The 20,873-nt window shown below is 66.9% G+C and carries 25 protein-coding genes; 14 read left to right on the top strand and 11 right to left on the bottom strand.

Features of this window, described 5'->3' with window-relative positions; all coding sequences use genetic code 11:
• Nucleotides 1-27: 27 nt before the first annotated feature.
• A complete protein-coding gene (locus MMSR116_RS17850) occupies nt 28-309 on the bottom strand; it encodes a hypothetical protein (protein ID WP_158168929.1) in 282 nt (93 codons plus the stop codon).
• Between the two features lie 222 nt (nt 310-531).
• On the opposite strand from MMSR116_RS17850, the gene MMSR116_RS32265 reads away from it, so the two are divergent.
• Together MMSR116_RS32265 and MMSR116_RS17845 are read left to right on the top strand one after the other, a co-directional pair.
• Nucleotides 532-663: a hypothetical protein gene (locus MMSR116_RS32265; protein WP_010687649.1), complete on the top strand. Its 132-nt coding sequence runs from the start codon at nt 532-534 to the stop codon at nt 661-663.
• A 43-nt stretch (nt 664-706) separates the two neighbouring features.
• Nucleotides 707-1,105: a DoxX family protein gene (locus MMSR116_RS17845; protein ID WP_010687650.1), complete on the top strand. Its 399-nt coding sequence runs from the start codon at nt 707-709 to the stop codon at nt 1,103-1,105.
• Between the two features lie 301 nt (nt 1,106-1,406).
• On the opposite strand, the gene MMSR116_RS17840 is transcribed toward MMSR116_RS17845, so the two are convergent.
• From MMSR116_RS17840 to MMSR116_RS17820, 5 genes are all read right to left on the bottom strand, one after another.
• Entirely contained in the window at nt 1,407-4,073 is a 2,667-nt protein-coding gene (locus tag MMSR116_RS17840) for a PriCT-2 domain-containing protein (protein ID WP_010687651.1), read from the bottom strand.
• On the bottom strand, nt 4,070-4,504 hold the full coding sequence (locus tag MMSR116_RS17835; RefSeq protein ID WP_010687652.1) for a hypothetical protein: 435 nt from the start codon (nt 4,502-4,504) through the stop codon (nt 4,070-4,072). Before MMSR116_RS17835 ends, MMSR116_RS17840 begins: the two co-directional genes overlap by 4 nt.
• Complete coding sequence (locus MMSR116_RS17830; RefSeq protein ID WP_010687653.1) at nt 4,501-4,722, bottom strand: hypothetical protein; 222 nt, start codon at nt 4,720-4,722, stop codon at nt 4,501-4,503. The genes MMSR116_RS17835 and MMSR116_RS17830 overlap by 4 nt, the downstream gene beginning before the upstream one ends.
• The gene (locus MMSR116_RS17825) at nt 4,722-4,904 is read right to left on the bottom strand and encodes a hypothetical protein (protein ID WP_010687654.1); all 183 of its coding nucleotides are present in this window, start codon (nt 4,902-4,904) and stop codon (nt 4,722-4,724) included. The genes MMSR116_RS17830 and MMSR116_RS17825 overlap by 1 nt, the downstream gene beginning before the upstream one ends.
• A 129-nt stretch (nt 4,905-5,033) precedes the next feature.
• Nucleotides 5,034-5,249 carry a helix-turn-helix domain-containing protein gene (locus MMSR116_RS17820; RefSeq protein ID WP_010687655.1) on the bottom strand — a complete coding sequence of 72 codons (216 nt, stop codon included), beginning with the start codon at nt 5,247-5,249 and terminating at the stop codon, nt 5,034-5,036.
• A gap of 147 nt (nt 5,250-5,396) precedes the next feature.
• Here MMSR116_RS17820 and MMSR116_RS17815 point away from each other — a divergent pair, with 147 nt between their 5' ends.
• On the top strand, nt 5,397-5,948 hold the full coding sequence (locus tag MMSR116_RS17815; protein WP_010687656.1) for a hypothetical protein: 552 nt from the start codon (nt 5,397-5,399) through the stop codon (nt 5,946-5,948).
• Between the two features lie 137 nt (nt 5,949-6,085).
• Entirely contained in the window at nt 6,086-6,289 is a 204-nt protein-coding gene (locus MMSR116_RS17810; RefSeq protein ID WP_010687657.1) for a CopG family transcriptional regulator, read from the top strand.
• A gap of 84 nt (nt 6,290-6,373) precedes the next feature.
• Here MMSR116_RS17810 and MMSR116_RS17805 read toward each other — a convergent pair whose 3' ends face one another.
• Nucleotides 6,374-6,643, bottom strand: a complete 270-nt coding sequence (locus MMSR116_RS17805) for a hypothetical protein (protein ID WP_158168927.1) — start codon at nt 6,641-6,643, stop codon at nt 6,374-6,376.
• Between the two features lie 135 nt (nt 6,644-6,778).
• On the opposite strand from MMSR116_RS17805, the gene MMSR116_RS17800 reads away from it, so the two are divergent.
• The 3 genes from MMSR116_RS17800 to MMSR116_RS17790 all read left to right on the top strand — a co-directional run bounded on the left by MMSR116_RS17800 (nt 6,779) and on the right by MMSR116_RS17790 (nt 11,126).
• Nucleotides 6,779-7,063, top strand: a complete 285-nt coding sequence (locus MMSR116_RS17800) for a hypothetical protein (RefSeq protein ID WP_039895015.1) — start codon at nt 6,779-6,781, stop codon at nt 7,061-7,063.
• Nucleotides 7,064-7,106: 43 nt separating this feature from the next.
• On the top strand, nt 7,107-9,062 hold the full coding sequence (locus tag MMSR116_RS17795) for a hypothetical protein (RefSeq protein ID WP_010687659.1): 1,956 nt from the start codon (nt 7,107-7,109) through the stop codon (nt 9,060-9,062).
• A gap of 204 nt (nt 9,063-9,266) precedes the next feature.
• Nucleotides 9,267-11,126: a hypothetical protein gene (locus tag MMSR116_RS17790; RefSeq protein ID WP_244625482.1), complete on the top strand. Its 1,860-nt coding sequence runs from the start codon at nt 9,267-9,269 to the stop codon at nt 11,124-11,126.
• On the opposite strand, the gene MMSR116_RS17785 is transcribed toward MMSR116_RS17790, so the two are convergent.
• A complete protein-coding gene (locus tag MMSR116_RS17785) occupies nt 11,069-11,314 on the bottom strand; it encodes a hypothetical protein (protein WP_158168925.1) in 246 nt (81 codons plus the stop codon). The two genes, MMSR116_RS17790 and MMSR116_RS17785, sit on opposite strands and share 58 nt — an antisense overlap.
• A gap of 169 nt (nt 11,315-11,483) precedes the next feature.
• Nucleotides 11,484-11,750, bottom strand: a complete 267-nt coding sequence (locus MMSR116_RS17780; protein WP_010687661.1) for a hypothetical protein — start codon at nt 11,748-11,750, stop codon at nt 11,484-11,486.
• Between the two features lie 69 nt (nt 11,751-11,819).
• On the opposite strand from MMSR116_RS17780, the gene MMSR116_RS17775 reads away from it, so the two are divergent.
• From MMSR116_RS17775 to MMSR116_RS17770, 3 genes are all read left to right on the top strand, one after another.
• Complete coding sequence (locus tag MMSR116_RS17775; RefSeq protein WP_244625481.1) at nt 11,820-12,635, top strand: hypothetical protein; 816 nt, start codon at nt 11,820-11,822, stop codon at nt 12,633-12,635.
• Nucleotides 12,599-12,970: a hypothetical protein gene (locus MMSR116_RS31950; protein WP_244625480.1), complete on the top strand. Its 372-nt coding sequence runs from the start codon at nt 12,599-12,601 to the stop codon at nt 12,968-12,970. The genes MMSR116_RS17775 and MMSR116_RS31950 overlap by 37 nt, the downstream gene beginning before the upstream one ends.
• A 320-nt stretch (nt 12,971-13,290) precedes the next feature.
• A complete protein-coding gene (locus MMSR116_RS17770) occupies nt 13,291-13,629 on the top strand; it encodes a DUF3761 domain-containing protein (RefSeq protein ID WP_039895020.1) in 339 nt (112 codons plus the stop codon).
• A gap of 430 nt (nt 13,630-14,059) precedes the next feature.
• Here MMSR116_RS17770 and MMSR116_RS17765 read toward each other — a convergent pair whose 3' ends face one another.
• The gene (locus MMSR116_RS17765; protein ID WP_010687665.1) at nt 14,060-14,557 is read right to left on the bottom strand and encodes a hypothetical protein; all 498 of its coding nucleotides are present in this window, start codon (nt 14,555-14,557) and stop codon (nt 14,060-14,062) included.
• A 252-nt stretch (nt 14,558-14,809) separates the two neighbouring features.
• Here MMSR116_RS17765 and MMSR116_RS17760 point away from each other — a divergent pair, with 252 nt between their 5' ends.
• Together MMSR116_RS17760 and MMSR116_RS17755 are read left to right on the top strand one after the other, a co-directional pair.
• Complete coding sequence (locus MMSR116_RS17760; RefSeq protein WP_010687666.1) at nt 14,810-15,163, top strand: hypothetical protein; 354 nt, start codon at nt 14,810-14,812, stop codon at nt 15,161-15,163.
• A 389-nt stretch (nt 15,164-15,552) separates the two neighbouring features.
• The gene (locus tag MMSR116_RS17755; RefSeq protein WP_010687667.1) at nt 15,553-17,970 is read left to right on the top strand and encodes a bifunctional diguanylate cyclase/phosphodiesterase; all 2,418 of its coding nucleotides are present in this window, start codon (nt 15,553-15,555) and stop codon (nt 17,968-17,970) included.
• 15 nt (nt 17,971-17,985) lie between these two features.
• On the opposite strand, the gene MMSR116_RS17750 is transcribed toward MMSR116_RS17755, so the two are convergent.
• The gene (locus MMSR116_RS17750) at nt 17,986-18,195 is read right to left on the bottom strand and encodes a hypothetical protein (RefSeq protein ID WP_010687668.1); all 210 of its coding nucleotides are present in this window, start codon (nt 18,193-18,195) and stop codon (nt 17,986-17,988) included.
• Nucleotides 18,196-18,417: 222 nt separating this feature from the next.
• Between MMSR116_RS17750 and MMSR116_RS17745 the strand changes: the two genes are divergently transcribed.
• Together MMSR116_RS17745 and MMSR116_RS17740 are read left to right on the top strand one after the other, a co-directional pair.
• Nucleotides 18,418-18,690: a hypothetical protein gene (locus MMSR116_RS17745; RefSeq protein ID WP_158168923.1), complete on the top strand. Its 273-nt coding sequence runs from the start codon at nt 18,418-18,420 to the stop codon at nt 18,688-18,690.
• 447 nt (nt 18,691-19,137) lie between these two features.
• Complete coding sequence (locus tag MMSR116_RS17740; RefSeq protein ID WP_010687670.1) at nt 19,138-20,829, top strand: methyl-accepting chemotaxis protein; 1,692 nt, start codon at nt 19,138-19,140, stop codon at nt 20,827-20,829.
• Nucleotides 20,830-20,873 lie beyond the last annotated feature (44 nt).

Genomic DNA, 20,873 nt, shown 5'->3' with positions numbered 1-20,873 from the left:
GCGTGCGCGAGGCGGTCGCAGGCGGGGTCATATCAGTCCCTCCAGACCGGCCATCTCCTCATCGGTCGCCGCGACGGCCGAGCACCAAGCCATATGAACCGGGATCGGCATCTCGTAGACCGGCACTTGGAAAGGGCCGAGCGTGTCACGGCGCGTCTGGCTACCAGCCTCAACGAGCAGGCCGGCACTGAGTAGGTTCCGGAGTGTCCGGTGCGAGCACCCCGGGGGCTCGCCGCAGCCAACCCGGTCGAGGGCGCGGCGCTCGGCCGAGGTGCGGCCGGGGTGAGGCATGCGGTCGGGCTCGGACATGGCGGCTCCTTCAGGCTCATGCGGGTGTGGCCAGGCTGCGGATCAGTCTGGAATGCTGCGGGAGATCACTAGAGAGGCGAGGGCCTGCCCATCGCGGGCGATCGATCGACTGATCTGGCGCCGGCTGACGCAACAATCGAAGCAATATTGGCGCAACCGAGCTTAACCATAAGGCCGCCCCAGGACAGCCGATCCACGGCTGCGCAGACAAGGGGACGAGCGATGGCCACCAAGATGATGACCAAGGGCATGACCGTGACCGACCACATCGTGGCGTGGTCGATGATGTCGGGCCTGGTCCTAGCCCTCCTTCAAGTCGCCCAGACCGCGGCGCTGCCGTCCCATTTCGTGTGAGCTGCCGGACGTGACCCGCGCGGACAGGAACGAGGAGGTGGCGATGGCTCAGGGTTCGGATCGGCGACGTATCGGCGACGTGGTGTTGCGCGGCTTGCTGACGGCGGTGTTCTTGGCAGCGGCCGGCATGAAGTTCGCCGCTGTGTCCTTCGAGGTCGAGGGCTTCGCCCGCTTCGGCTACCCACTGTGGTTCATGTACGTGGTCGGCGCGCTGCAGTTGCTCGGCGCGGTGCTGCTCTGGACCCGCGGATGCGTGGCCCTCGGCGCAGGCCTGCTCGCCGTGCTGATGGTCGGCGCCGTCGGCAGCCACCTGCTCGCTGGCGATCCGGCGCTGATGCCACTTCCCGCCTTTGTGCTCCTGATCCTGCTCAGCGGTATCGCCTACGCGCGTCGGGCTGAACTGCTGCAGCCGAGCGCTGGCGCGGAGATGCGTCGAGCCTGACGATCCTACTCGCGCGGACGGCGAGAGCCTGGCAACGCAACGCTCAGCCTCGTCGAGATCGGGGTGGAACGGGCCCCAGGCGCCGGCGGCGGGGATCACAACCGCCTCGCCAGGCTCAGATGGGGGTTTAGGCGGTTATGGGGGGCCATTTTGGCCGCTACCCGTAAACTGTCATGTGTGCGTGTCTGTGCGGGTGCGGGTACGCCCGCAACATGCAGGTGCAAATTGATCCTGACAGTTCCTCGCGTTGGGATGAAAAAAACCCCCAATCCCCCGGAAACCCCCACATCTGGCACGCGCATCAGAACACCGGTTCCGCAGAGGCCCGGTATTCGGGGGCGGCTCGGCCGCCTGGGAATTCGTGCGCCCCGGTGACCCGGCAGAGCGAAAAGCGGTTGCCGTGGCTGCTGTCCTCCTTCATCTCGATCCGGTGGCCGCCGACGACGCGGCCCTTGATCCGAGACAGCCACTTGCCGAGGCGGCGGCTGTTCACCGCCCCGCCGTCGCCGGCCTGGCGCAGCAGCAGGTCGCGGAACTCCGGGGCTTTGAACTCCTGCGTGTTGTAGTCGAAGCTGGAGCCCGGCCCCTTCTCGCAGGCGGCCTGGATGATGGCGTTGGTGGTGTAGCCGCTCGATAGGTGCAGATACTCGCGCCAGTGCTCGAAAAGCTCGCGGATCGCGGACAGCTCCGGATCCTCCTCTCGGGCGGTCTCCATGCTCGTCACCGGATCGGCGTGGCCGAGCCAGACCAGCGGTGAGCGCACCATGTCGGACCAGTCCTCGTAGCTCCCGAGCGAGCCGCACACGGTCGGCGAGCCGGCAACCTGATAGGCGCGGATCACCGTGAGCGCGGCTGCGACGTAGGCCCCGCGGTCCGCCATCACGCGGTCGATCGGGTTGAAGCTGAAATCCCGTAGCTCGGGGCGGTCCAGCATGGCATCGAGGGAGCAGATCACCGCGCGGCGGGTCATATCGCCGGTCAGCACGAGGTTGTTGCCGGTGGCGAAAGTGGTCGACCGGCATTCCAGTTCGGGCGCCTCGGACTTGCCGAGGATCCGGACCCGCACGAGCGGGCGTTCCGTGAGCTGGCAGAGCATGTCGCCGCCGAGCTCGCCGTTCACGTTGTCGATCGACACGACCGGCACCGCGTCGCGCAGGAGAGCGCCCAGGCGCTTCTCGGTCTCCTCCTCGGTCTTGCCGGCGGCGATCACCGGGCAGCGACGGCCGGTGGCGATGACGGCCGCGAGGTCCACCAGGAAGCTCTTGCCGGTGCCAGGGCTGTGCGCCCGGATGGCGTGGAGCGGTGCCGTCGGCAGTACGCCGCGCACCAGCGCCGTCAGGATCCCCGACATGGCCACGGCGCGATCGACGGGACCGACGAACGGGAAGCCGACCAGCAGCGCCTCGATGAAGGCCAGCGCCGCGACCGCTTCGTCCCGGTCTGGGCGCTCCACCAGGTCCGGCATGGCGAAGCCGGGATCGTGGGCGAGGTAGAGTCGAGTTGCGGGATCGTAGCCGGTGGCGGTGAGCAGCGAGCCGTCGGGGCGCAGCGTCGGCGTGGTGATGATGCCGGCGACTGGCGGCACCCGCCACTGCCCCTCGCGGGTCAGCAGCGTCATGGTCATTTCGCTGGGCGGGTTGATGTCCAGCCAGTCCTCAGCCCGCCAATCGAACCGCTGAACCCGCATGATGCGGGCGACCATGTCGGCGAGGCTGACGGCAACCAGCGGGCTCATCCGCGCCACGGTGGTCATCCGGCCCTTGGCTGCCGGCACCTCGTCGATGACGGGCCGCACCAGGGCGCCGGCACGGGAGTAGATCTGGACGCCGGCCTCGAGCAGCAGCGCCTCCATGCGGTCGACAGCCTCGGGCACCTTACCGTTCACGAACCGCACGATGGGGCGGCCATCGCCCTCTTCGCTCGGTGCGGCTGCTGGGTCCGCGTTGGCGCGGCGTTCGGCCCGATCCTTCTTTGGGGCTCCCGACCGCCCCGCGCCGAGGCGTTTCCAGCCGTTCTCGGCGGCGTGCCAGAACAGGGTGGCGATGGTGATGCTGCGTCCCTGCGAGAAGGCCGAGTACTTCTCTGCGGTGTGGGCGGGGTCGTCTTTCGGGGAGGTGGCGGACCAGCTCTCCCAAAGGTCGCGGCCGCCCTCGCCGAGGCCATTGTAGAGGGCGTATCCGATACGGATCCAGCCGTCGTAGTCGAAGTCGTTCGGAATGCTGCGCAGCGCGTCGGCCACGGTCTCGCGGTCGGGTTTCTCGTTCAGGCCGAAGCCGCCTGCCTTCCGGCCCTTCTTCTCCTGGGCGGCCTGGGTTCGGTCCTTTTGCTTGCGGTCCCGGCGCGTAGCTGCCCCAGCCGCCCGCAACATCTCCTCGGCCACCGCCACGAAGTCGCGCAGCTCGTCCTCGGTGGTCTCAGGTAGATCGGAGAAGGGAACGGTGAGCGGCGAGGCGTCCGGCCAACGGTAGGGCGCGGCGGTCTCTGGATGGATACCGAAGCTGACGAAGTGCTGCCCGGACAGCAGCACCTCGACCTTCGTGTCCTTCTCCTTGGGGTCGTCGGTAAAGAACAAGGCCGGCGTCTGGATCTTGCTGGCCGGGATCGCGAGCCGGTAGCCGAGCAGCAGCTTCGGTTCGCGGCCGATCCGGACCAGCGGGGTATGCCCGAGCATGTCGCGCGCCCGGTCGGCGATGGCCGTCGCCAGTTCCGGCACCCGTACATCGATGTCGACGCCAGCCAGCCGCCCACACAGCAGGCCAGTGTTGGTGCTGTCGGGATAGCTCGTCGACCATCGCCGGATTTCATCCTGCGAGGCATTAAGGCAGCGGGTTTCCCATCGGGACATGACCGGCCGCTTGCCGGCCGAAGCGATGTTCATGCTCGGGCTGGAGACCGGCACAGGGTTATAGCCGTTCTCCCGCAGGGCCAGGCGCAGCTCGGTCGGGTTGGGCATGGTGTGCGCCGTCATTCTGCCAGCCCTCCACTCTGCTGATCGGGTGAAGCACCGCCGGGTCGCACATAGGTGTCGCGCAACATAGCCTCGCGCCGGCGCATCTCGGGATGCAGGTCGGCGTAGCTCTCGTAGATCGACCCGGCCTCGGCGTCGGTCAGCTCCTCGCCGATGGACTCGCGCGGACCGATCACGGTGGCCCGCATCCGCACGCCCGGGGCGAGCTGCTTCATCACCGTGAACACGGCCTGATCCGGGTCCGGCCGAAGCGGCTTGCCTTGGAAGATCTCGAGCTGCCTGCGCTCGGCACTTGAGACCAGGCGGATGCGGTACATGCGATGTGGCCAGCGGGCGAAGTAGCGCCGATCGCCCTCGACGGCGCGGTCGGCCTCCGCGCCGAGCCGCTTCATCTGCCGGCGCTGCTGGCGGGTCAGGCTCGCGGCGCTCATCGGCCGCCTCCATCAGCGGGGCGCAGCGTCTGGGCAGTTGATGCGGCCGCCGCGAGGGCGACGGCGGCCTGCCGGAGCGAGTACGAGAGGCCGCGGGCGTCGCGGGCCTGGGCGAACTCGCCGGCCGCGCGGACGTAGCTCTCGGCGATGGCCGCCGCTTCGCCGGCCGCGTCGAACGCGAGGGCGGTCGTGTGCGTGATCGGGGCGGGCGCCATCATCAGCGAGCTTCCCGAACCTGCGGGCCGATGCCGGCAAGGCCGGTCAGCACCGCGGCGACAGGGAGGGACACGCCCCACCGCTGCGCTAGGCGCTGCTCGAGGCGCGCCTGCATGGCGGCGGTGTCGGGGATGGCCTCGTGGGGCCGGATGGCAATGGAACGGCTGTAGGTCTTGGGCTTCACGGTTAGCACTCCTGCGTAGGGGTGCCGGCCGAAATCAGTGGCGCGATCCGCGCGGATGCACTATCTGAGCGTTGTCCAGACGCTGATAGTTTCCGCCGTCGGTCCTGATCTCCTGGGCCGGCGGCTTTTTCATGCAGCTAGAGCATCGGCCCGAATGCCGAGGATCCGGCGGCCCTCATGCGGTGGGATCAGCCGCGTCCGGCCGATCTTCACGGCTTCGACTTCGCCCCGCTCGATCGCCTTGTAGAAGGCCGCAGGGCTCATCCCGGACAGCTTGGCGACATCGGCCGCCTTCACGTTGAGGCCGTCCGTCAGCCTCTTTCTGATGACCTCAATGCTCGGCACTTCGGGCCTCCGTACTGCGTCAGACGCTGTTGCGTTGGATCCAACGCAGTACGGACGTTAAAGTGCACGCACGCTGCGCGCAAGGGGGTTGCGTCGGATCCAACGCATCCGATATGCAAAAGGCCCGAACGATACGGAGTGCCGGTTATGGCGATCAAAGCCGCTGAGCGAGAGAACAAGCGTTCGCCGCTGAACATGCGGACGACTGCCAAGCTGCGTGATGCTTTGGAAAGAGAGGCGTCTAAGGCCGATCGTTCGCTAGCTCAGGAAGTTGAGGCGAGATTAGAACGCTCATTCCAAGAGGATGAATTGCTGGCTGCCTTCATCGGCGATCAGACACACTCTCAATTACTAGTCAGAGTTTTGGCGGCCACTGTACGCCGAGTCGAGGCTCTGCGTGGTGACAGATTTGTTGATAGCCCAGAAACGGCTTGGCATTGCCGGAACGGCATCAACTTCGTTCTGAGCAATCTTCTCGGTCCGGACATGGGGCCGCCGAGAGCAGAAGATGGCAGCGATCTATCGGATGAGGATAAAAGAAAAGAATACGGGTTTGCTCAAACCGTGGCACACGAGACCCTTAAAGATTTTGGGATCTTTATGCATACCCCTAAGCAGCGGAAAAGCTACCAACAGATGCGATCTGATATACATGCCGCTCGCGCGGAGGCCGACCGCCGAGAAAAATCCGACGGCTGAATAATGCGGCAGCATGTCGCAACCTCGAAAAAGGCTAAACGTTTTGAACCGTATCCAACAATACTCGCGGCCTTAATTCACCGTCTTACGTTCCGGGGTGCCTCCTCTACTCTATCGGGTAGCAACGGAGGCATCCCATGCGCCCGCTCGTCTATTCCGACACGATCACCATCCGCACCGATGCGGATCTGCGCCGCGCGATCGACGCTGCGGCCCAGCGAGAGGGGGCCTCTGCCAGCGAGTGGGTGAGGCGGGCGCTCGGCTCCATCGTGGCGCCGAATGATCCGCCTCGCTCGCCGACCCCCACCGCACCGGCCGCCGCCCTGCCGGTAGCTGCTTGAAGGGGGCGTTGATGTCTACGTCATCGCTGAGTGACTGCCTCGCAATTATTGATCGCCAGCGGGCAATGGGCCCGATGACGCTGTTCAGTGCCGAACCCCTGCCAGCAGTGCTCTCAGGGTCACCGCTCGCAGATGAACTTGAGCACGCACGGTTACGTCTGCCAGCGCCTCGGCCTGATCGTTGGACATTCCCGAAGTTGGCCCAGGCGTGTCGAGTAGTCTGCCGAGTCCTACGGCGGCCTTCTCCGCGTCCTTTTGCGAATAGCGAGACAGATGCAGTGCGAGGAGGTGTTCGATGATTACCCCGTGCGCCATAACTATCGCCGCAGTGTCGCGCAGCAACTCTTCTTCCATCTTAAGCTCCATCGGTTCGGTTGGCACCGCCGATGTAGCGCGCTCGACCTGTTCCTGCCGCCTGTGGGACCCGAGCGACGCCATTGCGCCTCCGACCCGCAGCAAGCGCCGTGTCGCGGCTTGAGGAGGAGAGCCATGGAACGCCCCAGCGCCTCCGACTTGATGCCATCTGGCATCCCGGCCGACGACGCGGTGCCCACGCCTCTGCAGGAGCAGATCGCGGTCGCCGCCGCCACAGCCGCCTCAAGCTTCAGATCCCTACAGGCCGTGAGCGGGCAGGCCGCTGCAATCCTTGCGGGCGGCAACGGCACCGCCGACGACCTAGCTGGACTGCTCCAGGCCTTCGAGCAGCTTCAACTCCAAGCCGGCGAGCGGGTCACGATACTCGGCGCCATGCTCGGCTCTGCGGGGTCGGCCTGATGTCCGGCACCTTCTCACATCTCTCGAACACACGGGCGCCTCGATGAGCAGCGGTCCCTCTTTTCTCGACGGCTTGAGCCCCTTCGACCTGCAGGGCTTTCTTGAGCAGTTGCGTCAGACTCCTCAGGGCTTCAGCCCTCAGATGGATGCCACGGCGCCGACCATGGGGCCGAACCCGTTGCAGCCGGTCCGTGGCGCTGGCGACGTCGACCCGTCCGGGCGCGGTGTTGGTCCTGTCGATCAGCGCCGGCCGTCGATCGCGATGGACGAGGGCCAAGTGCAGGCCTTGGAGCGTGCCCAGGCCGGCCCGCAGGATCTCGCGGCGCTGGGCGGCTCCCCGCTGGACCGGCTGCTGTTCGACCGCTCCGGGTTCGGCGGCGGCCCCAACAGCTTCGCCGGCTCGGCCGACCCTCTCGGCTCGCGCAACGTCCCGCTGCCGCCCTCCCGGCCCTCCGATGCCGACCTGTTGGCCTCGTCGACGGCCACGGGCGCGATCCCGCCGGGCGTCTCGGGGATAAACCCTGACCGCGCGCCGGGCATGCCGGGCGTTCCCGGGCCCTCGTCCGTCACGGCCGCCAGCACGGGCAACCCCGCTGCGAGCAACGTCAAGCCGGTGGCAAGTTACGATCCGCTGACGGGTCAGGTTGTGTCCGGCAGCCCGAAACTGATGCCGGCTCCTGGCGCTGGGGGCCCTACGGAAGGTTCGGGCCGAGTGGCCGCGCAGGCCGGTGCGCCGCAAGCCGCTGGGCAGGCCGAAGGTCAGTCCGACCTGATGAGCAAGTTCATTGCCGGCGTGAACAACCCTGATTTTTCGAACTTGATGCTCAATCTCGGCATCGGCTTGCTAAGCCGTCGCGGATTTTCCGAAGGTGTTAGCGCGGGGCTTCAAGGTTACCAGCAGAGCCGCCTCGGTGACGTGAAGCAGCAGCTCCAGGCGTACCAACTCCAGCAGCAGATCAACGGGCAGAACGCCTTACGTGCAGATCTCAAGCGCCGCGGTTTGCCTGACGCCCAGGTTGAGGCGGCGGTCTATAACCCGTCCGTGCTGCAGAGCGCGTTGTCGCAACTGAACCAGAAGACGCCGCAGCAGCTCCAGGATGATGCCGCAGCGGCGGCTCGCGGCGCTCGATTGGGCGGCCCGCAGCTCGCGGACAAGGTGGCCGAGGCCGATGCTCTCGCGGGCGTGAAGGATGCTCACGCCAAAGACGAGATCATCACCGTCCCCGACGGGCAGGGCGGCACCCTCGCGGTTCGGAAGAGCAGCCTATTCCCGGACAAGGCGTCCGCCGGTTCGGCGGGCGAGGGAGGGGCCCCCGGTGCGGCGGGGGGCGATCCGAACATCCGGACGCTTGTCCCGCCGCAGCCCGACAAGAAAGCCAACGAAGGGCTCGACAAGCTCATCGGCGACAACATCACCGCAGGGTACTCGAAGGCACAGGGCGCCGTTGGGACGCTGGCCGCCATCAGCCGTCAGAAGGAAGCACTCGACAAGGGCGTGATCTCGGGCTCTGGTGCCGACTGGCGGACCCAGGCCCAAGCTATCGGGCAGCAGCTCCTCGGCATCGACCCGAGCCAGTTGAACGCTTCCTACAACTTCGATGCGGCTTCGACGCAGAAGCAGGCCGAGCTGGCGAAAGCGGTCAGTCAGGCTGGCCACACCACCAACATGGACCTGCAACTCGGCAAGACGATCGCAGGTGGCGACCGATCCAAGACGGAGCAGGCGCTGCGGCAGATCGTGGATGCGCAGGAGCAGTTGGCCCGTGACGCGATCGACCGGCACAACGCTGCGCTCGACAAGTACGGGAAGATTGCCCCCGAGGCTGCCGCCCGAACCGGGTTCTTCCGCGTCGAGACGCCCGAGGTCTACCGCTACGGGCAGGGCACCCCGAACCCTGTCGCGGACCCTGGCACCCGCATGCCGACGGGCGCCCCGACTCCGCTCGACGTGGGCGGGTCCCGCCAGTTCCAGGGCATCACCATCAAGCGAGTGCGATAGATGCCGACCTACAGCCTGTCCGGCCCCGACGGCGCCGAATACGAGATCGACGCCCCGCACGAGGAGGCCGCCTTCAAGGCGTTCCAGTCCCTCGGCACGGCCCCGAACGCACCTGCGGCTTCGGCGACGGACCTGCCGGCTGGCGGCTTCGGTGGCGATGCCTCGGCGGCAGTCGGGCGCGGCCTCGTCAACGGCATCCCGATCGTGGGCCCCTACGCCTTGTCGGGCCTAGAGCATGCCGCCGCGGGCGTCCGATCCCTGCAGAGCGGCGAGCCCTACGCGGACGAGCTGAAGCGGGTGCAGGGGTTCAGCCAGCACACGGCCGACGCGCATCCGTGGGCGACGACCGGCGGCGAGATCGGCGGCGGCGTGCTGGGCACCGCGCCTGCCATCGCGGCGGCGCCCGCGGCGTTCGGGGCTGGGACGGCAGCCCTGCCTGCTCGGATGGCCGCTTCGATGTTTTCGGGCGCCGGTATCGGCGGGGCGGACTCTGCCGTTCGGAGCGGGGGAGACGCCACGGAAACCCTTAGGGGTGCTGGTGTTGGTGCCGCGTTCGGCACGGCCGCTCCCGTCGCGGGCGCAGCAATCGGCGCCGGGATCCGGAAGTTCTATGATCTGATCGGCGGCTTGCGCTCGGCGAATAGCGGGTTCAGCCCGGCTGCCACACGTATCCTCGGCGAGGATGTTGCGAATTCGGGCGGCATCGATGCTGTTCGTAGCCGCCTGAACGAACTTGGCTCGCCCGCCATGCTGCTCGATGCCTCCCCATCCCTCCAAGGGCAGGCGCAGGGCCTCGCGGTCCGTCCGGAGACCCGGGAGGCCGTCACGGCGCCGATCATGGCCCGCACCGCCGGCACCAGCGACCGGCTCGGACAGGACGTGAACGCGGCTCTAGGGCCGGCGCAGAGCGCGCCGACGGCGACCGTGGATCTGCGCGGCCAGCGAATGGCTCCGAACCAAGCCATCGGTGCTGCAGTGGACGGCGCCCCGAACCCGGTCAGTGCCCTGCCGGTGCTGCAGGCGATTGACCAGCGCTTGCCGCAGGCCCGCGGATCCGAGGAAGCCGTGCTACGCCGCGCCCGCGGGATGCTGGCGCAGGAGGATCCGCAGACGGGATGGGTCAACATCTCGAACGACCCGCGCGTCTTGCACAACGTCAAGCAGGAGATGGACACCGTCATCAACTACGGCGCGCCGGACATGGGCGTGCAGCCGGGCGCACAGACCAGGAAGGACAGCGCCGCCCAGATGGTGCGCGGGCAGTTGAACGACCTGCTGCGCGAGAGCGTGCCGGGATACGGTGCAGCCAACGACGCCTCCTCCGCGCTCGCCCGCCAGATCGACGCCGTGCAGGCGGGTAGCGATCTGATGCGATCCGGCCAGGGTGCGACGGCGCCGGCCGATCTCGCCCGCCAGCTCGCCGGCATGGCCCCGGCCGAGCGCGCCGCGATGGCGCAGGGGTCGCGCGCCGCGATCGATCAAGCTGTTGGGACGAGGCCGAATGACCTCACGGCCTTGCAGCAGCTGCTGCAGATCGACCCCCGCAGCGGGCAGGGCGGCTGGGCTGCGCAGAACCTTGCCCAGCTTCACGGCCAGGATCCGGTCAACCGGATCGTCGGGGCGGTCAACCGGGAGCGGGCGTTCACCGACGCGGACAGCAACATCGTCCGCAACAGCCAGACGGCGCAGCGAACCCAGGCGGCCGACCGGATCGCCCCGCGCACGACGATGGGTGACGATCTCGGGGGGACGATGGCTGGCCTGGTCGGCGGCCCGAAGGGATACGCGTTGTCTCAGGCGGCGCGGGCAGGCAAGGCGGTCATCAACGCTATGGGCCGTGAGTCCGACGTGGCTCGCAACCGTCAGCTCGCCGACGCGGTGACGATGACCCAGGGCGAGCGACTGGACGCTCTGTTGGCGGCGATCCAGGCGCGGGGCGTGACGCAGCAAAGGGCGGCGGAACTCGGCCGGCTCGGCGCCCGTGGCACTCAGGCGGCGTTGCTGTCTCAGTCGGATCGGACACGGCCGTACTTCCCGGCGGCACTGCCGGCCTTCGGGCGATGAGCGTACCAAGCGTAGATGCCAGCGGCGAGCCAGACGACGATGAAGATGCCCCAAGCGGCGAGAATGCCGACGCTGCTGATCAGGCGGTCGATCGCTGAAGGCACGGTCGCACTCAACACCCATCCCAACGCCGTCATGACAACGGCGAAGACGATGAGGATGGTCAGGGGTTCGGCCCAGCGGCGCATGGGGGAGAATGTGGCCCTGCCCTGCCGTTCTGTCGATAGCCGCCAGGATTGCGTGCGGAGTCTCAGGACGGCCGCCGTCCATAACCTGCAGCCCAGGCACCCGAAGTCGCCTGATGCCCGCCAGCGAGCCTGATTTCGAAACTATGGGGCTATCCGCGTGAGCGCAGACTTAGACGATCTCGCCCGATTTCGGCTTGCAGCGGCTGCCAGCCCTGATCTGCTCGATGATCCGCAGGGCTTCCGTCATCCGCTTTCGCTGCCCGCCGCCGAACTCGGGATCGGCCTCAACCGCCTCTGCGATTTCGGCTGCCGATTGAAGGAAGTTGGGTCCAAGGACAGAAGCCAGCCCGAAGACGATCGCGGAGAAGGCGCGGGTCTCATATTCGAGAGCCAGAATGCGCCTGCGTAGCTCCCTGATCTCATCCTGCTCAGTCATGCGGATAATCTGCTGTGAGTCGTGGCATGCGTCTAGACGTAAGATATTCGCGGTATGGAGGTCACGTCTGTGAGTGACGGATCCAGTTTTGGAGCCCTACCCTCCTTCACCGACACCGACACGTTGCTGAGCCCCGCCCTGCAGGAGTGGCTGCAGATGCAGCAGCTAGCCCAGGCGCAGGGCCAGGGCGGCATGGGTCAGGGCATGATCCAGGAGGTGCCGCAGGCGACCCCGCCCGGGTTCACCGGCTACCAGCCCCAGACGCCGCCGACGGGCACGCCGACGCCGGTGGTGCAGCCGCAGGCGCAGGGGATCGCTTCCGCGGCCCTGAACGCGCTCGGGCCAAACAGCGCCGAGGCGGCCACCATGGACCCCGCCGACATCCGCGGCCGGTTCATCAGCACGTTGCAGCAGGGCGGTCTGACGAACCCGAACGGCCTCGGCGCGGTCGCGGCCTGCGCGCAGCACGAGAGCCGGTCTTCGCCCTCGAACATCACCGGCTCGTGGTCCGATCCAAGCGAGAGCGGGCAGGCGGGCCAGTCCGGCGGCATCCTGTCGTGGCGTGCTGACCGGCTCGCGAACATGAAGGACTTCACGCAGGGCGCGGCCGACCCAGTGGTGGCGCAGGCGCAGTTCACCCTCGCGGAGAACCCCGCGCTGATCCGGGCACTGCAGAACGCCCAGAGCCCGCAGGAGGCCAACGCCCTGATGGCCGAGGCGTGGAAATTCGCAGGTTGGAACCGGCCCGGCGGTGAGAACGCGGCCCGGCTGGCCACCCGCAGGCCTACGCCAACAGCTTCGGCGGCGGGCAGGCCCTGCCGGCCGTGTCGGCTCTCCGTGGCGGTTCGATGGGTTCGACGGCGCAGCAGGGCGGCTTCGGCCTGAGTGGTGTTGTCGGCCAGGGCGCGGCCGTGCCGGGTCAGTCCTCGCCCATGCCGAGCGTCGCAGCCCTGTCGGACCAGCCCCTCGCGGTGGCGCCGCCCCCGGTTGATTTCACCGACTCAGCCCAGCAGCAGCCGAGCAACCAGTACGCGCAGATCGGCAACGCGCTGAAGGTCGCTGCGGCCGCCCAGAAACAGGGGCAGCAGAAGGGCGGCAGAATGCCGGGAGCGCCAGAGGCCGGCGGGCGGCCGATCTCGCTACAGCAGGCCCGCCAGATGTTCGACCCGGGCAAGTTCTACGGCGCGCTGCGGAACGCGGGCGTGCGGGCACGCGGCTGATCACGCGTGACGCTCAGGCCGGGTTGGTAGGCTTAAAATCAAGTTTTGATCGACAGCACTCGCTTTACAGCCAAGCTCGATTAGGGTGCACCTCTCAACCGGAGGATGCATTCTTGACCCGAGTTCCTCTGCCGATCCTGCTCGCTCTCGCCACCCCGATGTTGCTCAGCGCCGTGCCAGCTTCCGCCACACCCGGCATGCTCAACGCCCAGGGCTGTCATGGTCATCCGCGGCACTGTCACCCGCGTTCCGAATGGCACACCAACCGCCGCGGTCGACACTACGTCGCCGGTCGTTTCTTCCGCGACTGAGGCCGATCCATGCCTGCACTCGATCGCCTCCGGGGACCGACCCGGCTCGTCACGCTCGCCGTGCTCGCCGTGCTCGCTACCGCGCTGCTTGGGCCGGGCGCAGCCAAGGCACGCGGCTCCTGCAAGCTCTTCGCGTCGGAGGAGCTGAAGCAGGGCACCTACACGAGCCGGGAGGGGTGCGAGGTCCCGCGTCCCGAGCAGCCGCAGGGGTCGAGTTGCGCCAAACCCCAGGACGCAACGGCGCGTTGCCGGGATGGCGACTGGAGCTTCAGCCAGCATCGCCAGGGCACGTGCTCACATCACCGCGGCGTGGGCTGCTGGGTCGCGGCGGGCCACGACTGCTGCTAAATTGCATCCTGGCTTCGGTCTACGGTCACAAACTCGGAGCGAAGCCAGGAGCCCGCCTGGTCCCCCCCGACGGGCGGGCTCTTTCCTGCCTCGCCATGTCGATCGCGCGCTAGCGACGGTCGCCCCCGCGTGGCACCCTTCTGCCATGGCGACGTACAACAAAACCGGATGCGAGGTGCGGATCAACGGCGCGTGGCAGCCCGTGTCTCTGACCGAGGCACACACCCAGCACCGCGCCGCCGAGAAGCGCTGTCCGTCCTGCCACGGCCGCGTTCACACCCAGGGCTCCTACTCGGCGCAAGGGACCGTCGCCATGACGCATCGCCGGGCACACGATGGCTGCCCGAGGATACCCAAGCTGTACGCCGGTACTTCTAAGCCGCACCCGCAGGTCGTGGACTGAGATGCGCGGCGAGCTTCGCGGCCCGCTTCAACCCTTCAACCGCGTGTTGCAGGCCGAGTAGTACCCGCCCCCCTTTTGGATCCACTTCGCGCCGCCGAGCGTCCCTGCGGCCTTGGCCGCGTTGTAGCTGTCCAGGCAGGTGTGCATCCGCGCCTTGCCGGCCGACTCCTTCGCGTACTTCGGATCGACCGCGGACGGGTATGCGGCTGAACCGGTCGCGGCGGACGGCGCAGGGGCAGCGGTAGCCGTCGACCTTGCAGTCGGGGCGGTCGGTGCAGGAGCTGTCGCCGACGGCTTCGCAGCACCGGCCGCTACTGGGTTCGGCACGGTTGTGGTCGCAGCATCTGGCGGGGCGCCGCACTCGGCCTTGCGGAAGTCATTCCACCTCTGACCGTTGAGTGTCCCCGCCTGCTTGGCGGCTTGGTACTTCACCGAGCAGTCCTTGACGGACAGGGCGGCGGCCGGGGTGGCAAGCGTGCCAGCGCCAAGTACCAGAACCGCGGCGGACAGGATGAAGCGGGCCATAGCAGGTTACCTCCAGCCTCATCGGAGAGCTATATCGCTACGCTACCCTGGTTGCGATCAACCGGGAAGCTACCCGATCGACCTTAATTAGCCATCTGGGTACGTTCGCCCCGACCGCCTCTAAACCCGCATATAGGTCACGAACACTGATCACATCGGCGCGATGAAAGACATTGGATTGATGCTTTTCTGACGACGTTAATGATTTAACTCGTAGCTACAGCGTCGGTAGACTGGCTCTCGGTGCATGCGATGCAACCCCACAACCGAAGATTGATATCGGCGACCCTCCTGGGAGCGTTTTGGGCGATCGCTTTGACCGGCGGGGCCATCGCGACTTTGCCAGACACCGATCACATCATCTCGCAGAAGGGCAAGCGCTTCGGATCGCAGGACGTTGCACTCCACGTCGGCGAGCACATCACCATCGTCAACGACGACGACAACTTCGTCCATCAGGCCTACATCGACACCGAGGAGTTCGCCTTCGACTCCGGCGACATCGAGCCAGGCACCAAGGCTGTGATCACCTTCCCGAAGGAAGGCGACTTCACCGTCCTATGCGGCGTCCATCCAAAGATGAAGCTCGCCGTTCGCGTGCGGTAGGCGGATCAGCGGCACCATGAGGCAGCCCCGCACCATCGCATATGCGTCACGGATCCGGTCTCAGTAGGTTCGCTGACGAGCCGATGATCCTCAGCCCTTGGCCTGTTCGCCTCGACCAACATGGTCCCCGAGAAGCAGCATAGCATCAGGGCAGCGACCCATAGGCAGGCCTGGAGGGTGCGGGCGGTACGCTTCGACATACGCGTCAGCGTGATGCCAGAGCGTTAGCGAACTCTTTCATTGTCAGAGTCACGACACACAACCTATTGTAGAACTTCATAGTCGCTCAACCACGGAACGAGATCGCTCAAGTTACTGATCAACTGGTAGGCATCCGGGCGGTATGCCTGCGCCGACGACCAATTGGTGTCGTTGCGAGCGAACTGGCTATGATCCGCGTCCTCACCTGCGTCGCGCAGCAGCACGACCTGCGACTCGTCGCACTCTCCGCACTCATCTGCGCGCTCGGGTGCTTCGCCACCGTCAATCTGATGATACGCGTCGATGCAGGGGAACACTGGATCCTACGCAGGCTCGTGCCGCCGGCGATCATCTTCGGCGGCAGTGTCTGGTCGCTGCACTTCGTCGCCATGCTGGCGTTCCGGCCCGGGGCACAGGTCGCCTACGACCTCGACCTCACCGCCGCTTCGATCGTTGTGGCGATCGTCGGATCCCTGGCCGCTCTGTGCCTGTGGCGGCGGCTGCCCTCCACACCGCTAGGCATCGTGACGTCCGGCACCGTGCTCGGGCTGGCGATTACCGGCATGCACTATCTCGGCGTCGGCGCGATGACCGCTTCCAGCCTCGTGCTGTTCGACCCCGTCTACGTCGCCGCCTCGATCCTGGTCAGTATCGCCTTTTCCGCCCTCGCACTGGCACGCGCCGGCAGGCTGACGAGCCTCGGCCGCCGCCTCGAGGTCAGCGGCTATCTCGCGCTCGCGATCTGCGGTCTGCACTTCACCGGCATGACCGCCGTCACGATGGCACCTATCACGCCGCGGGAGGGCGAAAGCTACGTCCTCGGCTCGACCCCGCTGGCCCTGACGGTCGCCGCCGTCAGCCTCGCGGTCCTGATCGCCGGTCTCGTCGCCCTGGCACTGCAGCAACACCTCTCACAACGCGATCGTCGCGACCTCAGCCGTATGCGCCTGCTCAGCAACCTCGCGCACGAGGTGCTGTTCATCCATCGCGACGGCGAGGTGCTGGAGGTCAACGATGCCGGCGCCCGACTGTTCGCGATGCCATCCGAGCAGATCATCGGCCGGCCGGTGCTCGACCTGTTCTCGCAAGCCGACACACCAGCGCTGCTGCGACGTACACGCTGTCGCTCAGAGGAGCTGCTTCCGGAGGAGTTCGAGATCCGCACCGCCGCCGGCACGCACGTGCCGGTCGAACTGTCCTGCCGCACCATCGAGTTCGGCGGCAAGCCTGCCACCGCCGTCGCCCTGCGCGACCTCACCGACCGCAAGCGCGACGAGGCACGCATCCGCCACCTCGCCCTGCACGACGCCCTGACCGACCTGCCCAATCGCTACCTGCTGGAGCAACGCCTCGGTCCGGCGCTCGATGTCGCCGCCTCGGATGGGACCGGCGTCGCGGTGATCTACCTCGACCTCGACCGGTTTAAGGCGGTCAACGACCTGCATGGCCACGCCGCAGGCGATGCCCTCCTGGTCCAGGCGACCAAACGCATGCTGACCGAGCTGCGCCCGACCGATACCCTGGCCCGGGTCGGCGGCGACGAGTTCGTGGTTGTGCTCACCGGCGCGCGCGCGCCGCAGCGAGTTGCCGAGATCGCAGGTCGCTTGATCGAGGGCCTGCGCCGCCCGTTCCGGATCGACGACCACCGCGTCGAGATCGGCGCCTCGGCCGGCGTCGCCCTGTACCCCGGAGATGGCAGTACAGCCGAGTCGCTGCTGCGCGCCGCCGACACTGCCCTGTACCGCGTCAAGGACGAGGGCCGCGGCGCGGTGCGCTTCTTCGAGGCGGCGATGGACGCTCAGCTGCAGGCGCGTCAGCGGCTTGAACACGAGCTCGGTGGGGCGATCGATCGCGACGAGCTGCGGCTGTTCTACCAGCCGATCGTGAACGCCCGCACCGGCGAGATCGAGACCTTCGAGGCACTGATCCGCTGGCAGCACCCGGAGCGTGGCTTCGTCTCCCCGGCTGAGTTCATCCCGGTGGCGGAGCAGGCCGACCTGATCGGCCGGATCGGCGAATGGGTGATCGACACAGCCTGTGCTGCTGCCGCGGCCTGGCCACAGCCATGGCGGGTGTCAGTCAACGTCTCGCCGACCCAGTTCCGGCAGTCCGATGTTCCGGCGCTGGTCGCGGCGGCGCTGGCGCGGCACGGCCTCGCTCCGGCGCGCCTAGTGGTCGAGATCACCGAGAGCGTGTTCATCCAGGACGCGTCTGCGGCGGTCGCGGTCCTGACACGGCTGCGTGAGCTCGGCGTGCGCCTGGCGCTCGACGATTTCGGCACCGGGTACTCGTCGCTGAGCTACCTACAGCAGTTCCGGTTCGACAAGATCAAGGTCGATCAGTCGTTCGTGCGCCGTCTGGGCCAACACGCCGACACGCTGGCGATCGTGCGGGCGATCGTGAACCTCGGGCACAACCTCGGCCTGCAGGTTACGGTCGAGGGGGTGGAGACCGCCGAGCAGCTGGTCATTTTGCGCGAACTGCACTGCGAGCAGATGCAGGGCTATCTGTTCGCACGGCCAGCCGCGACGCTAGGCGTGTCGGAATTGGAACTCGCGCGGCTCCGAGCACTGTTCGCCGAACCGCTTTTGCGGGCGCTGGCTTAGAGACGCCCTGCACCTTTAGGCTCTCCTCGCGCCTTGTAGATTGCCTCGCTCGGCCTCCTGCCGCCATGCATCGCGCTCAGCCTGAACCGCCTCAATGCGGGCGTGCAGATGACCGGCGTCGATGGCAGTCTCCATGAGCATGTCCTGGGCGGTCGCCAGCTCGCGCTTCAGCTCGGCGTTCTCGGTTGCAAGGGCAAGGAGCAGAGCCGCTAGATCATCGCTCATCCAAGCTCCAACGTCGCCGCGAGGCAGCGCGTCTAACTGGGCTCAAGCTTGACGGCAATGGGCATCAGGGGGACTGCGCCGGCGAGACCCTACCGGTCGGCCTTCTGTCGGCGCGATGCCTACGACGATACTGTGGATACCGCATCTAAGACGTGAACGAGCCCTGGCGCTACTTAACCCCTGCCAATACCAAACCTTCGACTCATTAACGATGGGGGCAACGTGAGCATAGACAAGGACATCGAGGTATTTCGAACAGAAGTTGCCCGGGCGTTTGGTGCAATCAGTCGATCATTGGAAGTGATGCAGGCCAATCTATTCATTACTCGCGCTGTAGTTGATTTACTCGACGAGCGCAACCTCATAACCGTGGGCGAAGTGCGATTTAAAGCACACAAATTGGCGCTTGCGGCTGCCGTGAGCCCTGAAGCGCTGTCGGTATTAGAGCAGCTGCTGGCCGAGGAGGGGCTGGCGATACCAAACCTGCTGCAGTGAGGGTGCCGCGGGCTGCGTTTCGAGGAAGCTCTGTGATGTATAACGCCTTCCGCCGTCGCTATTGATCTGCGGCATGAGCGCGGCCGGAGCCACCGTACGGCCGTTGGAGACGGAACGGGTTCCCCTTGTTGGCGAGCGGGTCGAGTCGATCATCTCAGCGGGTGCTCGCGACCGGTTTTCCCAATGGGCAAGCGCGACACCGAACAGGATCAGGATGAGGCCGAGAGGGAATAGCCAACGAGACATGGCGCGGCAACGGTAGCGTGACGTTCAAGTTCCAACAGTAGTCCGTGCTCATGACAGATCTCTGCATACGAAATCGTGATGCCGACGAACTTCCCTGGTATATCGAATTGTAAATAATTCGATCGATTGTCCGCGGGTTGCCAACCCCGGCCGGTCGCGCGCGCGGCGGACTGTTCGGTCCTCCCGCGCCCACTGTCCCCGATGCGCCATCACCTTTCTCTCAAGACGTCGCTCGCCGGAGCATTCGGCCTGCTCGCTGTCATTGCGGCCGGGCAGGGGGCGCTCTCGATCGTCAAACTCGGCGGCATCCGCCACGGCGTCAACGAGGTCGCGACCAACTGGCTGCCGTCCGTCGTGGCTGTGAACGAGATGCGAGCGAACGCATCCGAGGTACGCATCAAGCAGCTGCGCCTACTTAGCTTGTCCGATACGCCGGCTCGTCTGGCTGACAACGAGGCCAAGCTCTCCGCGACCCACGACAAGCTCACGCAGGCTCGCAAGACCTATGAACCGCTGATCTCCTCAGCCGAGGAGCGCGCCCTCTACGACGGCTTCGCATCAGCCTGGGCACGCTTCGAGCAGGCCGATGCGGAGATGCGGCGCCTGATGGAAGCTGGCCAGCAACAGGCGGCTCTCAAGCTCATGAGCGGATCCGAGGCGGCGAACCTCTACGACGAAGCCCGCTCCAACCTCCAACGTGATGTCGCCCTCAACGAGCAGGGAGCGCGCCGGGATGCTGGTGCGGCTATCGAGGAGGTCGGTACCTCGACCGTAGTCGCCTATGTGGCTGTGGCTCTCGCGCTGTTGGCCGCCTGTGTTGCCGCGGCTTTCGGGTTGCTGCGCGTCTCACGTCCGATCCAGACGATGACTGGTGCGATGTCAGTCCTGGCCGGAGGCGATGCTTCCGCCGAGATCCCGTACCGTCAGCGACGAGACGAGATCGGTGCGATGGCGGCCGCCGTGCAGGTGTTCAAGGACAACCTGATCCGGACCCGGCAGCTGGAGGCGGAGACGGCTCAGGCTCGTCTGGCCGCCGAGGAGCAGCGCAAAGCCGGGATGCGCCAGATGGCGGATGGGTTCGAGGCGGCGGTCGGCGGCATCATCGGCATGGTGTCCTCATCCGCAACCGAGCTCCAGGCCACGGCTCAGACCATGACCGCCACGGCGACTGAGACTGCCAGCCAGTCGACCACGGTCGCCGCAGCGGCCGAAGAAGCCGCCAGCAACGTCAACACCGTTGCGGCCGCCGCAGAGCAGCTGGGATCCTCCGTGCAGGAGATAAGTAGGCAAGTCGCCGGTTCGGCGGACCTGGCACAGCGCACCGTGCGCGAGGCGGACCAGACCGGCACGCTGGTGCAGGAGCTGAGCGCGGCCGTGTCACGGATCGGCGACGTCGTCGGGCTGATCTCGACCATCGCCGGACAGACCAACCTGCTGGCGCTGAACGCCACCATCGAGGCAGCGCGCGCCGGCGCGGCCGGCAAGGGCTTCGCGGTGGTCGCCTCCGAGGTGAAGGCGCTGGCCGAGCAGACCGCCAAAGCCACCGGCGAGATTGCCAGCCAGATCGGACACATCCAGGCGTCGACGAGCCAGGCGGTGTCCTCGATCGCGGGCATCACCGAGCGGATCCGCGAGATCAACGGGGTCGCGGCCTCGATCGCGGCGGCGGTGGAGGAGCAGGGCGCGGCCACGCAGGAGATCGTGCGCAATGTCAGCCAGGCCGCGATGGGCACGGGCGAGGTAACGAGCAACATCGCCGGCGTGGCGGGTGCGGCCGAGGAGACCGGTGCGGCGGCGAGCCAAGTGCTCGGCGCTGCCTCCGAACTGTCGCGCCAGTCAGAGACCCTCGCTGCCGAGGTCGGTCGCTTCCTCGCGACCGTGCGCGCGGCCTGACCCGAGCTAGAATGTAATAATGAGGGCCGCCGATGAGGTGGCCC

The sequence above is a fragment of the Methylobacterium mesophilicum SR1.6/6 genome, assembly GCF_000364445.2.
In the GTDB taxonomy this organism is placed as follows: Bacteria; Pseudomonadota; Alphaproteobacteria; order Rhizobiales; family Beijerinckiaceae; genus Methylobacterium; species Methylobacterium mesophilicum_A.
Note: the sequence above shows the minus strand (reverse complement) of the source record. Positions and strands in the feature narration are given on the sequence as shown.